Origin of the sequence: Paenibacillus glacialis, from assembly GCF_001637205.1 — a bacterium.
Taxonomy (GTDB): domain Bacteria; phylum Bacillota; class Bacilli; order Paenibacillales; family Paenibacillaceae; genus Paenibacillus_AQ; species Paenibacillus_AQ glacialis.
Genome location: NZ_LVJH01000001.1, coordinates 1 through 18921, shown reverse-complemented (window position 1 = coordinate 18921; position 18921 = coordinate 1). Strand labels below are relative to the sequence as shown.

Here is an 18921-nt window from a genome sequence, read left to right as displayed (position 1 = left end):
CTAGAAATAACCGTATAATAATGTGAGTGTCAAAAAATGGCGAGGGAAGATATGAATGAAGAGAAACGTAGGAATGCTTATATTGTTTCTGCTGCTTGGCTGGTTGGTAGGAGCATGGATTGCCATAGCGCTTGAGCCTGTTCAAAGTCTATCTTTTCTTACTGCATCAAAGGTGATTCGATGGTCACCACAAGCTGACTTGAATATTATTAGTTATGATTTCACCATTCAATTGAAACTATGTTTGCTTAGCTTGATTAGTATGATTATCTCCGTGTGGCTGTACCGTAAGCTATAATCGAAGATAAAGGAGAACTCTATTTGAATTCACAACACTCACACCGAATTATTCTGGCATCGACATCCCCGCGTCGGCAGGAGCTAATCTCCTCTCTACGTATTCCATACGAAATTAAACCCAGTCATGCAGAGGAAGATACACCTGAGGACTGGACCCCTCGTGAGATCGTAGAGGGATTGGCCCTTCGCAAAGCGGAAGCTGTGCATCAGACATTCTTGGGGCAGACAGAACTTTCTATCATTGTAGGTAGTGACACGATTGTGCTATTAGACAATCAGGTACTTGGTAAACCTAAGGATGGTCAAGAAGCTTATTGCATGTTATCTTCTCTCCAAGGTAGGACCCATGAGGTATATACAGGCGTAGCGTGTATAGATGTAATGACAGGAAGAACGTTGATCAGTCATAGGGTGACTTCGGTTACCATGAAACCTTTGTCTGATCATAAGATTCAAGCATACGTAAATAGTGGAGAACCTTTTGATAAAGCGGGCTCTTATGCGATACAAGGACTCGGAGCAACGCTAATTGACAGTATTCATGGATGTTATTTCAATGTCGTGGGATTGCCGCTTTCTCTCCTCTCCGATATGTTGTCGGAATTAGGGATGGATGTCTTGTAGTCTGTTTGAATGTTTGAATTGAGCGGAAAGAGGGGAATAGAGTGGAGTCGCAATCAATGCTATTGCGCGACCTCCCCCATGAAGAACGACCAAGAGAACGCATGATGCATTATGGGGCAGAGGCTTTAAGCCACGCTGAATTGTTAGCAATACTGCTACGAACAGGATCTCATCAAGAATCGGCCATCCACTTGGCAGAGCGGATCATGAATAAAGTTGGCAGTATTCGTAATCTAGTTGACCTCAGCATCGATGAACTTACACAAATTAAAGGTATCGGAAATGCGAAGGCAGTTCAGCTCAAAGCTGGAATTGAACTAGGACAACGATTGGCTAGAGCTCGTATGGGCGATACGGTGACTATTCGTAGTCCTCGTGATGCATTCGATGTACTGAGTGAACAATTGAGATATTTACAAAAAGAACATTTCGTTTGTTTATTTCTAAATACAAAAAATCACATCATAGCTCAAGAAACACTTTCTATGGGTAGTTTGAACGCTTCTATAGTTCATCCACGAGAGGTGTTTCGGGCGGCAATTAAATGTAGTAGCGCATCGATAGTATGCGCACATAACCATCCTAGCGGAGATCCAACACCTAGTCCGGAGGATATAGCTCTGACTTCTCGTTTAGTAGAAGCGGGTCAAATCATTGGAATTGATGTATTAGATCATGTCATTATTGGCGATGGCGATTTTGTGAGTTTGAAGGAACAAGGCTTCATGTGATATATTGCTAAGATTGACACAGAAAGGGAGTTTACAGCATGTTTGGTGGGTTTACGAAAGATTTAGGGATTGATTTGGGGACAGCAAATACACTCGTTTATGTCCGTGGTAAAGGAATTGTTGTTAGAGAACCTTCAGTTGTAGCGATTAGATTGGATACGAAAAGCATTGAGGCTGTTGGGGAATCTGCTAAAAAGATGATTGGTCGTACACCTGGTAATATTCAAGCGATACGCCCTATGAAAGACGGCGTTATTGCAGATTTTGATATTACAGCAACGATGATTAAATATTTCATTAAGCAAGCTCAGAAGCAACGTTCTATGTTTCAACGTCATCCTAATGTCATGGTATGTGTTCCTTCAGGAATTACAGCTGTGGAACAACGTGCTGTTGAAGATGCAACGAAGCAAGCAGGTGCACGTGAAGCTTATATTATTGAAGAACCTTTTGCAGCGGCTATTGGTGCGGATCTTCCGGTTTGGGAACCAACGGGTAGCATGGTTGTTGACATCGGTGGAGGTACAACGGAAGTTGCAGTTATCTCTCTTGGAGGGATTGTAACAAGTCGTTCAGTTCGTGTCGCTGGGGATGAAATGGATGAGTCTATTATCCAATACATCAAACGACAATATAACTTGATGATTGGTGAACGTACATCTGAACAGTTGAAGATGGAAGTCGGCTCTGCTCTACCACTAGACCAAGTGGAAACGATGGAAATTCGCGGTCGTGACTTGGTGACAGGATTACCGAAGACCATCACGATTACTTCTGACGAAATTAGCGAAGCACTAGGCGATACTGTGAATGCTATTATTGAAGCAGTGAAGGTAACACTCGAGAAATGTCCACCTGAGCTTGCAGCAGATATTATGGATCGTGGAATCGTATTGACTGGCGGAGGCGCTCTATTGCGTAACTTGGACAAGTTACTTGCACAAGAGACCGGAATGCCGGTTATCGTCGCAGAGAACCCGTTAGATTGTGTAGCTATTGGTACAGGTAAGGCGTTAGATAACATTCATTTGTTTAAAAGTTCGGCTAGATCAAGACGTTAGATTAAGAATATGAATGTACCCCTGATATGGGATAGAAATAAGCAATGTTAGAGGGTGTTGAAACTGTTTAAGTTGCTTGGAAACAAACGATTGTTTGTTATATTAATTGGCCTTGTTATGTTCATAGCTTTAATGGGATTTACACTTGGGCCTAGGACAACTTTGTCTTGGCCTGAGAAATTCCTAAGAGATACGGTCGGTTTTGTGCAAAACATCTTTTATAAGCCCGCTGGCTACATAGCGGGCTTGTTTGAAGATATCGGTAACATGAAGGATATTCATAAAGAGAACGAGGAACTTAAAATCGCTCTCGCACAGTATACACGCGAGAAAGCACGATTTAACTTTATGGAATCTGAGAATATAGAGCTCAAAACCGCCCTTAATTTCACAAAAGCACAACTTGAAAAAAATAATTATGAACACCACATTGCACAGGTGGTTAGTGTGAATACGGATCCCAATAATCGTTCATTGGTTATAGATATTGGGGAACGTGATGGTGTGAAGGTCGACATGTCTGTTACTTCTGTAGATGGCCTCGTTGGAGTCGTAAGTAAAGTTAGTAACTTTACTTCAACGGTGAAGCTGATTACGACCATGGATGTTAAGGATCCTAATACAAACGCGATTGCAGTAACATCTCTTAATAACCATAAGACCTTTGGTATTATTGAGAGTTATGACGAGAAGACGGATACATTACTTATGACAGGAATTAAAGAGGATGATCCACTGAAGGAGAAGGATACGATTGTATCTTCAGGAAGTGGTGGACTGTATCCACAAGGAATGATCATTGGAACTGTGGATAGCGTTCAAGTCGGAGAAATGGGACTGCTGAGAACAGCGACGATTTCGCCTTCTGCAAACTTTGTGGATTGGAAACAACTATTTGTCGTGTTTACACCGGAGGTTCTTGAATAGTGATGATGCGTAGGCCTGTTCTTATTCTGTTGTTATTCATACTTTTCATATTAGAAGGAACTGTTGTACCATGGCTTATTCCTGATTCTTGGCAGACTAGAATCGTACCAAATTTGGTTTACATAGTGATTCTGTTTGTATCGATCTATAATCATCGTCATACGGCATTAGTACTTGGAATCGTATTTGGTATCATGCATGATATTGTTTTTTATGGACAGATCATGGGAACGTATTCCTTTGCGATGGGGTTGTCAGCCTATCTAATGGGCTTCATATTTCAAGCTCCAAGGGCACCTATGCCTATTATGATGACGGCCATAATTCTGGGAAGTCTGCTATTAGACAGCACCTTATTTGGGATATATAAGTTATTTCAATTGAATCATACGTCATACGATTGGGCTTTAGTGCATCATATCCTTCCTGACTTGTTCGTTCACTTTGTTTTTGGATTAATGATCTATGTTCCTCTAAGATCTCAACTAGAGAAGATTAGTAAACTTAACCAAAAAGAGAAGGCAGCTTAGGCTAAATTCGATTATTTAGAGATCAAAGCAGGAACTTGGGACTCTGGGGACGAAATGAAAGAAGATGGGAGGGGCAGGCTTATGACTGTAAAATCCAATCACGTCACGATTAAGGGCATCAAAGATGGCCTGGTATTCCTACTTGAGGACGAATGTGATTTCGAGGATTTATTGACCGAACTTCGCTATAAACTGGAGCATAGCCATACCAATATTTTAGCTGGTCCAATTATACATGTTGATATAAAACTGGGTTCGCGGTTTATCACCGTAGAGCAGAAGCAGGACATCCTCGAGATTATGAAGCAAAAAGGCAATCTGTTGGTACGGTCGGTTGAATCGCCAGAATTACAACTGGAAGAGGTCCTAGGAAGCAACATTACTGTGATGAGCGGAATGGTACGTTCCGGTCAAGTTCTTCATCATGATGGAAATCTATTGTTTCTTGGAGATGTGAATCCAGGAGGTTCTGTGACATGTACTGGGGACATTTATATTTTAGGCGCATTACGTGGAATGGCTCATGCGGGTTTTGAAGGTAACGAAGAGACTGTTATAGCTGCTTCTCATTTTGCTCCAACACAATTACGGATTTCTGATATGATCAGCCGTCCACCTGATGAGTGGGAGACATGGGAGACTCGTATGGAATTCGCATATTTGCAAGATGGAGTTATGCAGATCGATAAGATGAGTAACATTGTACGATTACGGCGAGATTTTAATATGTTTAAGGGGGTGTAGTACATGGGAGAGGCTATCGTTGTCACTTCTGGTAAGGGTGGAGTGGGTAAGACAACCACAACAGCCAATATTGGAACAGCACTTGCTTTGCTTGGCAAAAAAGTATGTTTAGTGGATACCGATATAGGTTTGCGTAATTTGGATGTGGTCATGGGCCTTGAGAATCGTATTATTTATGATCTGGTCGACGTAGCTGAGGGAAGATGTCGGCTTGGGCAAGCGCTAGTGAAGGATAAACGTTTCGATGAATTATATATGCTCCCAGCGGCACAGACCAAAGACAAAGACTCGATTAAACCTGAGCAGGTAAGAGACATTATTCTTGAACTTAAGAAGGAATATGAGTACGTGATCATCGATTGCCCAGCGGGTATTGAACAAGGGTTTAAGAATGCGATTGCTGGAGCAGACAAGGCTATTGTGGTTACGACACCTGAGAATGCCGCAGTTCGAGACGCTGATCGAATTATTGGACTACTAGAAAGTTCCCATGTGGAATCTCCAAAACTCGTTGTGAATCGCATACGGCATAATATGGTTAAGTCTGGTGATATGCTAGATATTGAGGATATCCTTCAAGTTTTGAATATTGATTTGATTGGGATCGTACCCGATGATGAGTATGTGATTAAAGCAGCCAATAACGGGGAACCAACGGTGATGAATCCGGATTCTAGAGCTGCGATTGCTTATCGCAATATTGCTCGTCGAATTCTTGGGGATACAGTACCTCTGATGCAAATGAATACTGAACAGGGTGCGTTCAAACGTTTTAAAAAGTTTTTTGGAATGGGAAAATAATAGAGTAATATAATTAGGAACTGTCCAAAAGTAGTTTTTTCTACTCTAGGGAGGGTTCCTTTTCTAATACTATAAGAAAGTTAAAGTTTCACTTGATATTCTACTTCTTATATTTCCGAAGATTCGGATACCCGTTCTTAATGGACGGTGAAGCTGTTTCTTCTTGGTTAGTTCTTCATATAGATCGTACTATTCATTCGGGTAGAAGTAAGCTTGTTCTAAATAGATGGACATCCCTCATAAAATAGGTGAAAAGAGCCTCGTTAGGGGGAGTGACGAAATGGATGATAAATCAGCATTGAAACAACGCCGAGAGGAGAGAATTCAGGAATTATTAGACTATAATCAGCTTCCACTCGATACGAAGAAGTTACCCAAGGGTTATCCTATAGTTCAGGAACCAGATCCTGAAGCAATGTGGAAAAAGGAACGTGGCCGTTTACATGAATTAAATGGAGATGTTAAGAAAAATCATTTCTTTTCGAGCTTTATTTGGCGATTGTTACTTAGTGGCTTGTTATTTGGATTGATCGTTGGAGTATACCGGTTCGAACAGCCTTGGGCAGTTAACGTTCAACAATATATTGCACAGTCACTGAACCGAGAAATGGACTTTCAAGCAGCAGAGGCTTGGTATGTTTCCCATTTCGGAGAAGTACCTACGATTATCCCTATCTTCAAGGAAAGCCAGAATGATCCACAGAAAGTCATCGCATCACTTTCATTGATTACTCCAATGAAGGGAAATATAACAATGCCATATTCTGTGGCTCTTAAAGGAATTGAAATCACTCCTAATGGCGATTCAAATGTTAAACAACAGGTTAAAAGCGTAGCAACGGGACGTGTTATTGAGGTGCTGACAGATTCGGAATTGGGTAAGACGTTAAAGGTTCAACATGCAGGTGGGATGGTGACCATTTATGGGCATTTAGATACGACATTGAAAATAAATGATTGGATCGAAGCTGGCGATTCACTTGGATTATTATCTACTACTCCAACCGAGCAGTTACCATTCTTATATTTTGCTATCTTGCAAGGTCAAGAATATATCGATCCCACGGAAGTGATGTCTTTTGATTAATATCCGTGGGGTAACACTATCGTTGCATCCTCTTTTTGTTATTGTAATGTTAATGTCAATTCTGACAGGTAGTTTTATTGAGCTAATTACACTTTTCGTTATCGTGCTTATACATGAGATGGGACATATGAGTGCTGCGGTAGTAATGGGTATTAAGGTCCGATCTGTTCAGTTACTTCCTTTTGGAGGCGTTGTGTCTATTGAAGACCACGGGAAACTCACAGCATGGAAGGAAATTATTATTGCCTTGGCAGGACCTCTTCAGAATGGGATCATGATGGTTATTGGAATGACCTTTATGGCAGTAGGATGGGGGAATATCGAGTTTATTTCTTATATCGTGCATGGTAATATGGTTATTGCTGTATTTAACTTGCTACCGATTCTCCCACTTGATGGGGGTAAAATATTACAGTCTCTAGCCAGTCGTTATTATCCTTATCATTTTACTTTGCTATGGTCTTCAAGAGTGAGTATAGTTACTAGTATGGTCGTGATCTTGTTTTCATTGCTTCCTCTAATTAAGGGAGAAGGAATCATCCAGCTAAATATATTGATGATTGGAATATTTCTTTTCTATTCAAATCTTATAGATTATCGCAATCTTCCATACCGCTTTATGAGGTTTTTGATGAATAGAGACTCGATTCATATAAAATATTCCGCAAAAGGTACTAATGCCCATCCGATTATTGTGGACGCGGCGAAACATTTAGAGAATATTTTGCGTCTATTTAAGAGAGAGAAATATCATTTAATCTATATAATGGATAAAAATGGTAAAATTATTGTGGTTTTACCGGAGCAACGTCTTATTTCAGCCTATTTTTCTCAGGGTCGTCGCCTTCCTTAACAGTGAAGAGACCAAATTATACAAAATTCATTAGAGATTTCATGCACTATGAAGTGAAATGTCTTCTAGCAGAGGTGAAGCCATGAAACAGATGATCGTTAACTGTGAACCTAAGTTTACACAGATGGCTCTCATAGAGGAAGGAAAGCTTATTGAGTTTGCAACGGAACGCAGCCAAAGTGAAAGTTTAGTAGGTAGTTTCTATAAAGGAAAAGTTGTTAATGTATTACCTGGTATGCAGGCTGCATTCGTTGATATTGGACACAAGAAGAACGCCTTTCTGTATGTTGATGATGTGCTACACCCCCATCTTGAGAAGCAACCGAAGATTAAACCTTCGATAGAAGAATTGTTGAAAGTAGGACAAGAGGTTGTTGTCCAAGTGATGAAAGAATCACTTCGTGGGAAAGGGCCGCGTGTGACTACTCATTATTCGCTCCCTGGACGTTGGGTCGTTTATATGCCGATATCAGACTATGTGGCTGTGTCGAAGAAGATTCAAAGAGAGAGCGAACGTACGCGACTCAAGATTTTATGTGAACAAATGCGATTCCGCGGAGAAGGAATTATTGTGAGAACAGTATCGCAAGATGAACCTCGTGAGGCCATTCAAGGCGACCTGAATTTCCTGCGTGCGCAGTGGGAACTCATCCAAGAGCGTGCGAATCAAGCGGAAGCTCCTAGTCTACTACATCGAGACTTGAGTATCGTGCAGCGTCTGATTCGTGATGTGTTAGACCCCATACAAGATGAACTTGTTATTAATAATGCTAAGGAAGCAAATGAAGCAGAAGCGTATCTGTCTGAAATGTCGAATGGTATACATATACCCGTGAAGGTGTATCATGCTGCTGAATCCATATTCAAGGCGTATGGTATTCTTGAGCAATTAGACAAAGGACTTTCTCGAAAAGTCACACTTTCAAGTGGTGGAACCATTGTATGGGACCATACAGAAGCACTAACGGTCATTGATGTAAATACAAGTAAATATACGGGTGAGTATAGTTTGGAAGAAACAGTAACATTGACGAACTTACAAGCCGCTGAAGAAATTGCTAGGTTGATCCGTCTAAGAGATGTGGGCGGAATTATCGTTATTGATTTTATTGATATGGAGCAAGAAGTTAATCGACAGAGTGTGGTGGAAATTCTAGAGTCTGTTATGAAAAAAGACAGAGCCAAAAGTCAAATTGTGGGCTGGACGAAACTTGGTCTACTAGAACTCACACGTAAAAAGGTTCGAGAAGATACATCTGTTATGTTTGATAAAACATGTGATAGTTGTAGTGGTACGGGTAGAATAAACGTAATTACAATTCATTGACTATGCGCAGGGATTATGGTATCATCTATGAGTATGTGTCTGGTGATTGTTTGTCCTACACATGCTGTAACCGCTCCGGTCGGGTTGTGAAGTGCAGTGTTTTTACAGTACTGTCACCTAGATTAGGCGAGTCTGAGACATGAGGAGGTGCAAGAATATGTACGCTATTATCGAAACAGGTGGTAAGCAATACAAAGTGCAAGAAGGCGATGTGTTGTTCGTTGAGAAACTATACGCAGAAGACGGAGAAAGTATTACTTTCAACCGTGTACTAGCAGTATGTGATGACAATGGATTGGTAGCAGGTACACCGTTACTTTCCGGTGCAACTGTAGCCGCTACAGTTGAGAAACATGGTAAAGGTCATAAGGTTGTTGTATACAAATACAAACCTAAGAAGAACTATCATGTGAAGCAAGGTCATCGTCAACCATACACTAAAGTAACTATCGGAAAAATTCAGGCGTAAGAAGGTGCGATCAAGTGATTGTCGTACGAATCTTTCGTAATCATAGTGGTATAATCCAGAGTTTTAAGATCAAGGGACACGCGAATTATGCGAAGGCTGGAGAAGATATTGTATGTGCCGGAGTATCGGCCGTTACTGTTGGAACCGTCAATTCGATTGAAACGTTAACTGGTATTACTTTGAATTGTGATATGCATAATGGTTTCTTAAGTGGAATGATTCCTCTTATTGAGGATGATGCTACTGGAAGCAAAGTGCAGTTACTACTGGAATCTATGCTAGTTATGTTGAATAATATTGCTGAATCCTACGGTAAGTATATTTTAATAGAAGAAGCTATTCTTTAAAGAAGGAGGTAGACAACATGTTAAAGTTGAATCTTCAGTTATTCGCTTCGAAAAAAGGTGTTGGGTCCACAAGAAACGGACGTGATTCCCAATCGAAGCGTCTTGGTGTGAAACGTGCAGACGGACAAACGGTTACTGGCGGAAGTATCCTAGTTCGTCAACGCGGAACTAAAATTCATCCAGGTACGAATGTTGGTATCGGTAGTGACGATACTTTGTTCGCGAAAGTGGAAGGCGTTGTGAAATTTGAACGTTGGGGCCGCGATCGCAAGAAAGTAAGCGTCTATCCGGTAGCTCCTGTAGCGGCAGCAGTGGAAGCTTAATTGCTATTGAAACAGTTGTGAACTGATAAAAAGCCTCCGGCCAATAAGTGCCGGGGGCTTTTTTGTAGGTTTTAGGATGATTTGGTAAATGATTCTGTGCTATACTATGAAGTGGTTAAAATACCCAATAGGTGATTAGGAGCGAGGAGAAGCTGTGAAATCGTGGAAAAAGTTATGGGCTTTAGCTATCATCTCAACTTGGATTCCTTTGTCATTAGTCATATGGTATCCAGCGTTAGTATGGTACATCTTGCTTACGCTTTGGATGGCAACAGTACTTTGGATCGTGATCGCATCTATTCATAGACAGAATGAAAGAGAGCAGCGGCTAGTCGTTCAAAGTATTGAACAAGCGGCTATTAAGACCTTGAATCATCATCGGCATGATTGGATGAATGATTTACAGATTTTGTATGGTTATATGCAGTTGGGAAAGCATGATAAAACGATCGATTGTGTGGGAAGAATAAAAGAGCGGATGTACCTTGAAGGTAAAATTGCGAAACTTGGTATTCCATCTTTAGTGTTCTATCTACAATCCTTTCGTACCATAGGAAGTAATGTGGAACTTGAAGTCAATATAGCAGATGACTTATACCTTGGTGGGCGGATGAAACCGGATGACACGCAAGAGTGGGTATCTGCCATTGTGGAGTCTATTCGAGCATTTCAATATGGTGAACTGTCATCTTGGGGTGAGACTCGAAAGCTTACTCTTAGTCTTTATGAGGAAGATGGAGAAGTCGTCGCATTTTTTGAAGGTGAAGGTTCACATGTGGACCCAGAAATTCTTCAGCAACAAATTCATAATGTGGTACGTAGCCATCAGGTAAAGGCCGAGCAGATTTACTCCACTCAAGGTTCTTTCCAGCTACGAGTACCGTGTGATACATGAGGAAGGTGAAGTTATGTTTGTAGATAAAGCGAAGATTTACTTGAAAGCTGGCAATGGGGGTGACGGACTCGTTGCTTTCCGTAGAGAGAAGTTTATACCAAATGGTGGACCTGCGGGTGGCGATGGTGGTCGAGGTGGCGATATCATTTTTCGAGTAGATGAAGGACTTCGAACATTGATGGATTTTCGTTACCAGCGTCACTTTAAGGGGAATCCGGGAATCAAGGGGCGGAGTAGGGGCCAACATGGTGCTAATGCGGAAGATTCATATATACGTATTCCACCAGGAACCATTATTATGGACGATAATACTGGGGAAGTGATTGCGGATTTAACCAGACACGGACAGCAAATTGTTGTAGCTCGTGGTGGACGAGGTGGTAGAGGTAATATTCGGTTCGCATCGATCACTAATAAAGCTCCCGAAATTGCTGAGAATGGCGAAGAGGGTCAGGAACGTTATATTTTATTAGAATTAAAAGTGATGGCGGATGTTGGACTTGTGGGCTTCCCGAGTGTTGGTAAATCTACATTGTTGTCTGTCGTTTCAGCTGCTACACCTAAGATTGGTGCTTATCATTTCACAACGATTACGCCAAATCTAGGTGTGGTTGATGTCGGGGACAGTCGTAGTTTTGTTATGGCTGATCTACCAGGGCTAATTGAAGGAGCACATGAAGGCGTTGGGCTTGGACATGAATTTCTTCGTCATGTTGAAAGGACTCGTGTCATTATTCATGTGGTGGATATGTCTGGCTCTGAAGGCAGAGATCCTTTTGAAGATTGGGTTAAGATTAATGAGGAATTGAAATTGTATAACCCAGGTCTTGAGAAGCGTCCACAAATTGTAGCTGCAAATAAAATGGATATGCCTGATTCCGAACAATTGTTAGCGTCTTTCCGTGAACAAGTTAAGGCAGTGAGACCGGATATAGAGATCATGCCTATCTCATCCTTGACTCGTAAAGGAATACAGGAACTGCTATATCGCGCAACAGATTTGCTGGATCAACTTGTAGTTGAGCCTGTTGTAGAGGATGTTCCTGAAATTAAGGAAAGAAAAGTATTTAAATTGGATCCTAAAGATGATGATTCGTTCACGGTTGTTCGTGAGAATGATGAATTCATCATCCGTAGTGAGAAGATTGAACACATGATGAAGAGAATGCAGCTTAATTCACATGAAGCTATCCTCAAATTAGCTCGAATTCTTCGGGCAATGGGTGTAGATGAAGAGCTTCGTAAACGTGGAGCGGTAGATGGGACGATCGTTCGTCTTGGTGATTTTGAATTCGAGTTTGTTGAAGGAAGTAGTTATTACTAAAGAATATAGAGCGACCGTATTCAGTACTTTTAAAGTACAGTTTACGGTTTTTTTTGCGATAAGGGCTTCTATCTCTTGACCCTCAAAGGACAAATATAATATAATGTCCACTATACACAAACAGTAGTCTTTGAGGAGAGGACGTTCTTGAAAGAACGCTATTATTTAGTTCGTGAAGATATTTTGCCAGAAGCGGTTATAAAGACGATGCAAGTGAAGCAATTGCTCGCTGCTGGAGATGTTAAAACGGTTCATGAAGCCGTAGAACAAGTGGGTTTAAGTAGGAGTGCATTTTATAAATATAAAGATGGAATTCATCTTATTAATCAGCTGGAACGTGAAAGAATTGTTACGATATCGATTGATTTGGAACACCGTGCTGGGATGTTGTCAAAAGTATTAAGTCTTGTTGCAGGGTTGGGTGGTAATGTTCTAACCATGCATCAAAGTATACCGTTACAAGGCATTGCTAATGTGGTCATATCTGTAGAAATCTCACGGCTTAGTGAAGAACTTGGTGGCATGTTAGAAGGTATGAAAGGTGTATCAGGAGTTAAACGTGTCCATATGATTGGACAAGGGTAGGGACAAATGGACAAATAAAAACGAATGACGTGGTCGAGGGGGATAAATTAATGAAACCAGTAAAAGTGGGTCTATTAGGGTTAGGAACAGTGGGTACAGGGGTTGTTCGAATTGTAGAAGGAAATCAGGAGGATTTAAGCAGCCAAGTGGGTTCTCCAATTATTATTTCTAAAATTGCTGTGAAGAATAGTGATAAACCAAGGGACATATTTATTGATCCCGCAATACTGACAGAAGATCCATGGGATGTTATTCGTGATCCCGAGATTGATGTTATTGTGGAAGTGATGGGTGGCGTAGAGCAAACTAAAGCTTATATCTTAGAGGCTTTAGAGCGTGGAAAGCATATCATAACTGCAAATAAGGATTTAATGGCATTATATGGTTCTGAAATTTTAGCTAAGGCACAAGAGAAACAGTGTGATGTATTCTACGAAGCGAGTGTAGCCGGTGGTATTCCGATTATCCGTACGCTAATTGAAGGATTTTCATCGGATCGTATTTTGAAAATAATGGGTATCGTAAATGGCACAACTAATTTCATTCTGACTAAGATGAGTAAAGAAGGTGCTTCTTACGATGATGTATTACAAGAAGCGCAACAACTTGGCTATGCAGAGTCAGATCCAACCTCGGATGTTGAAGGACTGGATGCTGCGCGGAAGATGGCCATTCTGGGAACGCTTGGCTTTAGAACTAATGTGGAGCTGAAGGATGTAAGTGTGCGTGGCATCTCTCAAGTGACCAAAGAAGATATTGCGTATGCTAAGCGTCTTGGCTACGAAATGAAGTTGTTAGGAATCGCGGATCGTGAAGATGAGAACATTAGTATCAGTGTTCAGCCTACAATGGTACGTAGGAGTCACCCGATTGCAGCCGTGAATGGTGTGTATAATGCGGTGTATGTGTATGGTGAAGCTGTTGGAGAGACGATGTTCTATGGAGCTGGAGCTGGGGCTATGCCTACTGCAACCTCGGTAGTAGCTGACCTTGTGGCAGCGATCAAGAACTTAAAACTTGGAGTAAATGGCTTAAAAGCCATCGTTCCATATAAACAGAAGAAACTCAAAGATGATGAACAAATTAAGTATAAAAACTTTATTCTCCTACATGTTGATGATAAGGCAGGAGTACTTGCACAAATCACACAAGCGTTTGCTCAATTTGATGTAAGTTTAGAGTCCGTTGTGCAACAACCCAACGAACATAATCCTTATGCAGAGATTATTATCGTAACACACGATGCAAGCAAAGCTCGTATGAACAAGGTATTGGAGCATTTTGAGGGGCTTGAAGTCATTCGTACAATTAAAAGTGTTTATCGTGTTGAGGGATAAACTTAGAGAATATATTTAAGAAACGACTCCTTCAGTATCTATTGCTTATGCGGAACTGAAGGAGTCTATAAATCGAATTGCTAAGGATACTTCCTAGGTGCAGAAAGAGTAGTATGTGTGCTTAACATTTATTACACAGCCTATTGTTGTAGAGGCTATGAAGCAACAGTTACGGATGATATCGCTTAAGCTGGAAGAGGAACAGGTATGATTAGAAATGAAGGGGTTCGTGTGAAGGTGCCAGCTAGTACGGCGAACTTGGGACCTGGATTTGATACGTTAGGGATGGCCTTACCTATATATTCATGGATTGAGATGAAAGAGTCGGAGTGTACACAGTTTCATTTATATGGCGACCAAATGAATGGATTATCTAAGGATAAATCCAATTTAGTGTACCAAGTCGCACAACTAGTCTTTGATGAGGCGGGTGTTTCAGTACCGGAGATTGAAATCTCTATGTATTCTGATATCCCTTTAACGAGAGGTCTGGGTAGTAGTGCGTCAGCTATCATTGGGGGAATGGTTGCGGCGAATGCTTTAATTGGCTCACCGCTTTCCAATGATAAGTTATTCGATATGGCTACAAATTTAGAAGGTCATCCTGACAATGTGGGAGCATCCTTGTTTGGCGGAATTATCACTGCTGTATGGGATGGAACACATGCTGATTATATAAGATTGGAACCTGATAACAATTTAGAGGTACTTGTCGTTATTCCGGAATTTCAACTATCCACCTCGGAAGCGCGAAGTGTGCTACCTGATCAAATAAGTCGTGAGGATGCTGTTTATAATATCAGCAGATCATCGCTGCTCGTAGCTGCGCTCTCACAGGGGAGATTTGAGCTGATTGGAAGAGCTATGTCTGATCGTTTACATCAGCCATATCGTGCAAGCTTAGTACCTGGTATGTCTCGTATCTTAGAAGAGGCTCCCAACCGTGGAGCTCTTGGCGTCGCTTTAAGCGGAGCGGGTCCTACTTTATTGGCTTTAGTAGATCGTCGTAATCTACGTAAAACGGATTTAGAAACATATTTATTGGATACGCTGCGGGAATATGGAATTGAAGCGTCTGCCAGATGGCTTGATCCTGCAAACGATGGCGTTATTATTAGTGAGAATATACGATTTAACTCATTTTTGGATATGATAAAAGGGGAAGTTGAAGCATGAAACGAATTGCATTACTACCAGAAGGATCTGTCTCTCATGAGGCAGTAGTTCATTTGTTCGGTGATGAACCTGTGGAATTGCTCTACTATAAGCAGATTTCCGATGTGTTTCGTGCAACCGTTCTAGGCAAGAGTGATTACAGTGTAATTCCCATCGAGAATACGATAGAAGGCTCAGTGAGCCTACATATGGATTGGCTCGTGAATGAAGTGGATGTTCCTATGCAATCGGAGTGGGTGTATCCTTCTATACAGAATTTAATTGGTGATCGGAAGGAGTTTCTTTCAGAAGATGGAGGAATAGATTACAGTAAAATAACTAAAATTCTTTCTCACCCAGTGGCCGCAGCGCAATGTCTACAGTTTATTCGTGAGCATGCTCCACAAGCTGAGATAGAGAATGTAGGAAGTACTTCAGAGGCTGTTCATATCGTCAAAAATAACCCAGGACAAGGATGGACTGCCATCGGTACAGCTCTTGGGGCGTTAACTCATAACTTAGATGTGATGGCCGAGCGAGTCACGGATCATGATAACAACTTTACTAGATTTGTCCTGATTGGTCCTGATCCAGTAGGTCTTCAGCTAGAAAGTAATCAGATGAAAACGAGTATTACAGTAACACTTCCAGAAGATTTCCCGGGAGCGCTTCACCAGGTTCTTTCTGCATTTGCATGGAGAAGGCTTAATTTATCGCGAATTGAATCCCGCCCCACGAAGAAGAAACTGGGTAATTACTATTTCTACATTGATGTTCTGGCTGAGGATAGTGCAGTGTTGTTGCAATCAGCCATTTCAGAGATTGAGGCTTTAGGATGTCAGGTGCGTGTATTAGGTTCTTATCCTTGTTACACCTATAAAAGACATTCGGATGTGAACCAATCAATATCAGAGCAATAGATTTACCTAGACGGACAGTATGTTGCGAAAGTGAATGCAAAAGCATCTGTGATTGATGATGGTTTTTTCTGGCGATAATTGAATTGTGTGAATTCTTAGGAAGTAAGCTTAAAGAGGAATCGTTTACGATGCGTGATGATACTTTGATGAGAAAGTCTTTCTCACAGGAATGGCTGTAGAGGTTATTGTTGCGGGAGAAATCGATGGAAGAGTCATAATTCTCACAAAAATAAGGTTGTTCTTAGTAAAAATCCTCTCATGGTTAAGTCATGAGAGGATTTTTTTTGTCGTCAATGATGTCATCCGCCTAACACTTGCATAAGATGAGAGTAACGAAGGCGGGCATATGCCGTCTATAAGAAGTTTAGGAGGTTTTTTCCACGTGAAAATACACATGGTAAAGAAGGGCGACAGTTTATACACGTTATCTAAGAAGTATGGGATGTCTCTAGAAAAGCTAATTGAGGCAAATCCGCAGCTGAATGATCCGAACAAATTAAACATAGGTGAAAAGGTTAAAATTCCGACGGAACCCATGTCTACTCCAGTGCCTGATCATATTATTCACAAGCATGTTGTGAAGCAGGGAGATAGTCTTTGGCAGTTATCTAAAGCATGGGGAGTAACATTAAGGGAAATGATTGATGTCAATCCTCAATTGAAAAACCCGAATGCACTGCTTGTAGGGGAAATCGTGAACATTCCTAAAGTTGGAATGAAAGAGGTAGTAAATGGAGAATTGGTAGCTGAGAATGATATCCACAATAAAACAACTTCGGGAGGGAAAACTCACACGGGGCCGAAAGCAAGCACTTCACCAATTCAGATTCCACCACAAGTTATCCCACAACTTCCACAAATTCATGACAATGCGCCAATGCCAAACGCACCAATGCCAAACGCACCAATGCCAAACGTACCAATGCCAAATGCTCCAATCCCTAATGCACCAGCTCCAAACAACGCACCAATTCAACATATTCCTCCGCAACAAGTACCTATGCCACTTCCAGAATTACCAGTTGTAGAAGAGAAAATAGAAATGAAACAACACCTGTATATACAGTATTCCGTCCCTACTCAAGAAGTTGTGGAAAAGGCTCCAATGATGGAGAAATCTAATCCGTGCCCGCAGGTGTCAGAACATATGTGTTATCCGGGTATTACAGAAGGTTATTCATGGAATCAACCACAATGGGAACAACAAGGTTATGAACAACAACCGAATTGGGCTCAGCCGCAGTTTGAGCAACCGTGTTATCCTGTGATGCCACAAATGGTACAGGGAGGCAATCCTAACTTTTCACCTTACGGTACACAATTTAATGGAGTTGTATCAGGTTATGGAGGGGGTAATCAAGGATTCTCACCATTATCAAATAACATGGCGCCACCAGAGAATAATTCTGTGACTTGCTCAAATGTATATTCCTGCACGGCTCCTTATGAATGGACGTTCCCGCATTCGATGATGCAAGGGCAAGGTACTGAATATCCGGTACAACAACCGATTATGTCATATGGATATTCACAACCTAAAGCTCAAGTTCAAAAGGATTGTGGATGCCATGGCAGAGATGCGAGTGTCCAAGAATTATCACAAGTTCGTATTGAAGCAGAAATTTCGGAAAAAGCTGTTATAGGCAATGATGTAAGTAACTCGATTTTAGAGTCCAGTGAATCTATTATTGAGACGAAATTGAAGAAGGTCAAAACTTCAAGTGTGAATACAAGCAAAGGTAAATTGGCGAATCAAGCCAGAGATCGAAAGAGAGAAACAAGAGTCAGACAACAGAAGCGACGTAATCCTTGGATGAAAAATTAAGTACTTCACGATCAGGGCAGACGATGTGTTCGTAGTTTGCCTTGATCTATTTTTTTGTATATTATTTGCAGTTGCCAACTTAGTGAAATATATGTTAAGTTATTAATCCAGCCGAAAGATGATTGTGGTTGGGTCGTATAATAGAATGAATTGATGGGAAAAAAATTCCGTATAAAAAATCATTCCGAAAAAAACTCTTGCATTAATTTAAACAGCATGATATGATATAAAAGTTGTCACTGAGACGAACTGGTGCTAACAAAACGAAATCATTGGTCTTTGAAAACTGAACAACGAGTGAGTAGATTTCACGAAAGTGAAATCAAAACAAATGAGAAATCATTTGATAGAGAATGAAAATTCTCGTCAGTTTGTTTTAAAAGAGCATATCGCTCTTTTCATAGATCGTTCCAATTCACTGCAAAGCTGATTTGAAACGACCTACTATATGGAGAGTTTGATCCTGGCTCAGGACGAACGCTGGCGGCATGCCTAATACATGCAAGTCGAGCGGAGCTGTTTTGGAAGCTTGCTTCCAAAACAGCTTAGCGGCGGACGGGTGAGTAACACGTAGGTAACCTGCCTATAAGACTGGGATAACTACCGGAAACGGTAGCTAATACCGGATAATTTATTTCTTCTCATGAAGAGATACTGAAAGGCGGAGCACGCTGTCACTTATAGATGGGCCTGCGGCGCCTTCGCCGGTTGGTTAGGGTAAGGGCCACCAGGGCGCCGGTCGCTGACAGACGTGAG

21 protein-coding genes, 1 rRNA gene and 1 other annotated feature are annotated in these 18921 nt (G+C 41.3%); all 22 genes read left to right on the top strand.

Annotation, left to right across the window (positions count from 1 at the left end; genetic code table 11):
• The first annotated feature begins 55 nt into the window (after nucleotides 1-55).
• Nucleotides 56-298, top strand: coding sequence for a DUF4321 domain-containing protein (locus PGLA_RS00105; protein WP_068527087.1), 243 nt, complete (start codon nucleotides 56-58; stop codon nucleotides 296-298).
• A 23-nt stretch (nucleotides 299-321) separates the two neighbouring features.
• Nucleotides 322-924: a Maf family protein gene (locus PGLA_RS00100; protein WP_068527085.1), complete on the top strand. Its 603-nt coding sequence runs from the start codon at nucleotides 322-324 to the stop codon at nucleotides 922-924.
• A gap of 56 nt (nucleotides 925-980) precedes the next feature.
• Nucleotides 981-1655 (top strand): RadC family protein, encoded by a 675-nt coding sequence (gene radC, locus PGLA_RS00095; protein ID WP_211269478.1) that lies wholly within the window; start codon nucleotides 981-983, stop codon nucleotides 1653-1655.
• A 38-nt stretch (nucleotides 1656-1693) separates the two neighbouring features.
• A complete protein-coding gene (locus PGLA_RS00090; RefSeq protein ID WP_068527081.1) occupies nucleotides 1694-2716 on the top strand; it encodes a rod shape-determining protein in 1023 nt (340 codons plus the stop codon).
• Nucleotides 2717-2770: 54 nt separating this feature from the next.
• On the top strand, nucleotides 2771-3643 hold the full coding sequence (gene mreC, locus PGLA_RS00085) for a rod shape-determining protein MreC (RefSeq protein ID WP_068527079.1): 873 nt from the start codon (nucleotides 2771-2773) through the stop codon (nucleotides 3641-3643).
• Nucleotides 3643-4173 carry a rod shape-determining protein MreD gene (gene mreD, locus PGLA_RS00080; protein ID WP_068527077.1) on the top strand — a complete coding sequence of 177 codons (531 nt, stop codon included), beginning with the start codon at nucleotides 3643-3645 and terminating at the stop codon, nucleotides 4171-4173. Before mreC ends, mreD begins: the two co-directional genes overlap by 1 nt.
• Before the next feature lie 81 nt (nucleotides 4174-4254).
• Complete coding sequence (gene minC / locus PGLA_RS00075; RefSeq protein WP_068527075.1) at nucleotides 4255-4917, top strand: septum site-determining protein MinC; 663 nt, start codon at nucleotides 4255-4257, stop codon at nucleotides 4915-4917.
• Nucleotides 4918-4920: 3 nt separating this feature from the next.
• Entirely contained in the window at nucleotides 4921-5718 is a 798-nt protein-coding gene (gene minD / locus PGLA_RS00070; protein WP_068527073.1) for a septum site-determining protein MinD, read from the top strand.
• 280 nt (nucleotides 5719-5998) lie between these two features.
• Nucleotides 5999-6805 (top strand): M23 family metallopeptidase, encoded by an 807-nt coding sequence (locus PGLA_RS00065; protein WP_068527071.1) that lies wholly within the window; start codon nucleotides 5999-6001, stop codon nucleotides 6803-6805.
• Nucleotides 6798-7658, top strand: coding sequence for a M50 family metallopeptidase (locus PGLA_RS00060; protein WP_068527069.1), 861 nt, complete (start codon nucleotides 6798-6800; stop codon nucleotides 7656-7658). The genes PGLA_RS00065 and PGLA_RS00060 overlap by 8 nt, the downstream gene beginning before the upstream one ends.
• 82 nt (nucleotides 7659-7740) lie before the next feature.
• On the top strand, nucleotides 7741-8985 hold the full coding sequence (locus PGLA_RS00055; protein ID WP_068527067.1) for an Rne/Rng family ribonuclease: 1245 nt from the start codon (nucleotides 7741-7743) through the stop codon (nucleotides 8983-8985).
• Nucleotides 8986-9043: 58 nt separating this feature from the next.
• Nucleotides 9044-9129 (top strand) — a sequence feature (ribosomal protein L21 leader region).
• 13 nt (nucleotides 9130-9142) lie between these two features.
• Nucleotides 9143-9454 carry a 50S ribosomal protein L21 gene (gene rplU, locus PGLA_RS00050; protein ID WP_068527065.1) on the top strand — a complete coding sequence of 104 codons (312 nt, stop codon included), beginning with the start codon at nucleotides 9143-9145 and terminating at the stop codon, nucleotides 9452-9454.
• Between the two features lie 14 nt (nucleotides 9455-9468).
• The gene (locus tag PGLA_RS00045) at nucleotides 9469-9801 is read left to right on the top strand and encodes a ribosomal-processing cysteine protease Prp (RefSeq protein WP_068527063.1); all 333 of its coding nucleotides are present in this window, start codon (nucleotides 9469-9471) and stop codon (nucleotides 9799-9801) included.
• A 17-nt stretch (nucleotides 9802-9818) separates the two neighbouring features.
• The gene (gene rpmA, locus PGLA_RS00040; protein ID WP_068527061.1) at nucleotides 9819-10124 is read left to right on the top strand and encodes a 50S ribosomal protein L27; all 306 of its coding nucleotides are present in this window, start codon (nucleotides 9819-9821) and stop codon (nucleotides 10122-10124) included.
• 154 nt (nucleotides 10125-10278) lie between these two features.
• Nucleotides 10279-11019, top strand: coding sequence for a Spo0B domain-containing protein (locus PGLA_RS00035; protein WP_068527055.1), 741 nt, complete (start codon nucleotides 10279-10281; stop codon nucleotides 11017-11019).
• A gap of 13 nt (nucleotides 11020-11032) precedes the next feature.
• A complete protein-coding gene (obgE, locus tag PGLA_RS00030; protein ID WP_068527053.1) occupies nucleotides 11033-12343 on the top strand; it encodes a GTPase ObgE in 1311 nt (436 codons plus the stop codon).
• Between the two features lie 147 nt (nucleotides 12344-12490).
• Complete coding sequence (locus PGLA_RS00025; protein WP_068527051.1) at nucleotides 12491-12928, top strand: ACT domain-containing protein; 438 nt, start codon at nucleotides 12491-12493, stop codon at nucleotides 12926-12928.
• 50 nt (nucleotides 12929-12978) lie between these two features.
• Complete coding sequence (locus PGLA_RS00020) at nucleotides 12979-14265, top strand: homoserine dehydrogenase (protein WP_068527050.1); 1287 nt, start codon at nucleotides 12979-12981, stop codon at nucleotides 14263-14265.
• Nucleotides 14266-14472: 207 nt separating this feature from the next.
• Nucleotides 14473-15441, top strand: coding sequence for a homoserine kinase (thrB, locus tag PGLA_RS00015; protein ID WP_068527048.1), 969 nt, complete (start codon nucleotides 14473-14475; stop codon nucleotides 15439-15441).
• On the top strand, nucleotides 15438-16340 hold the full coding sequence (gene pheA / locus PGLA_RS00010) for a prephenate dehydratase (RefSeq protein ID WP_068527045.1): 903 nt from the start codon (nucleotides 15438-15440) through the stop codon (nucleotides 16338-16340). The genes thrB and pheA overlap by 4 nt, the downstream gene beginning before the upstream one ends.
• A gap of 382 nt (nucleotides 16341-16722) precedes the next feature.
• Entirely contained in the window at nucleotides 16723-18165 is a 1443-nt protein-coding gene (locus tag PGLA_RS00005) for a LysM peptidoglycan-binding domain-containing protein (RefSeq protein WP_068527043.1), read from the top strand.
• A gap of 445 nt (nucleotides 18166-18610) precedes the next feature.
• Nucleotides 18611-18921 (top strand): 16S ribosomal RNA (locus PGLA_RS28470); the annotation flags it as partial.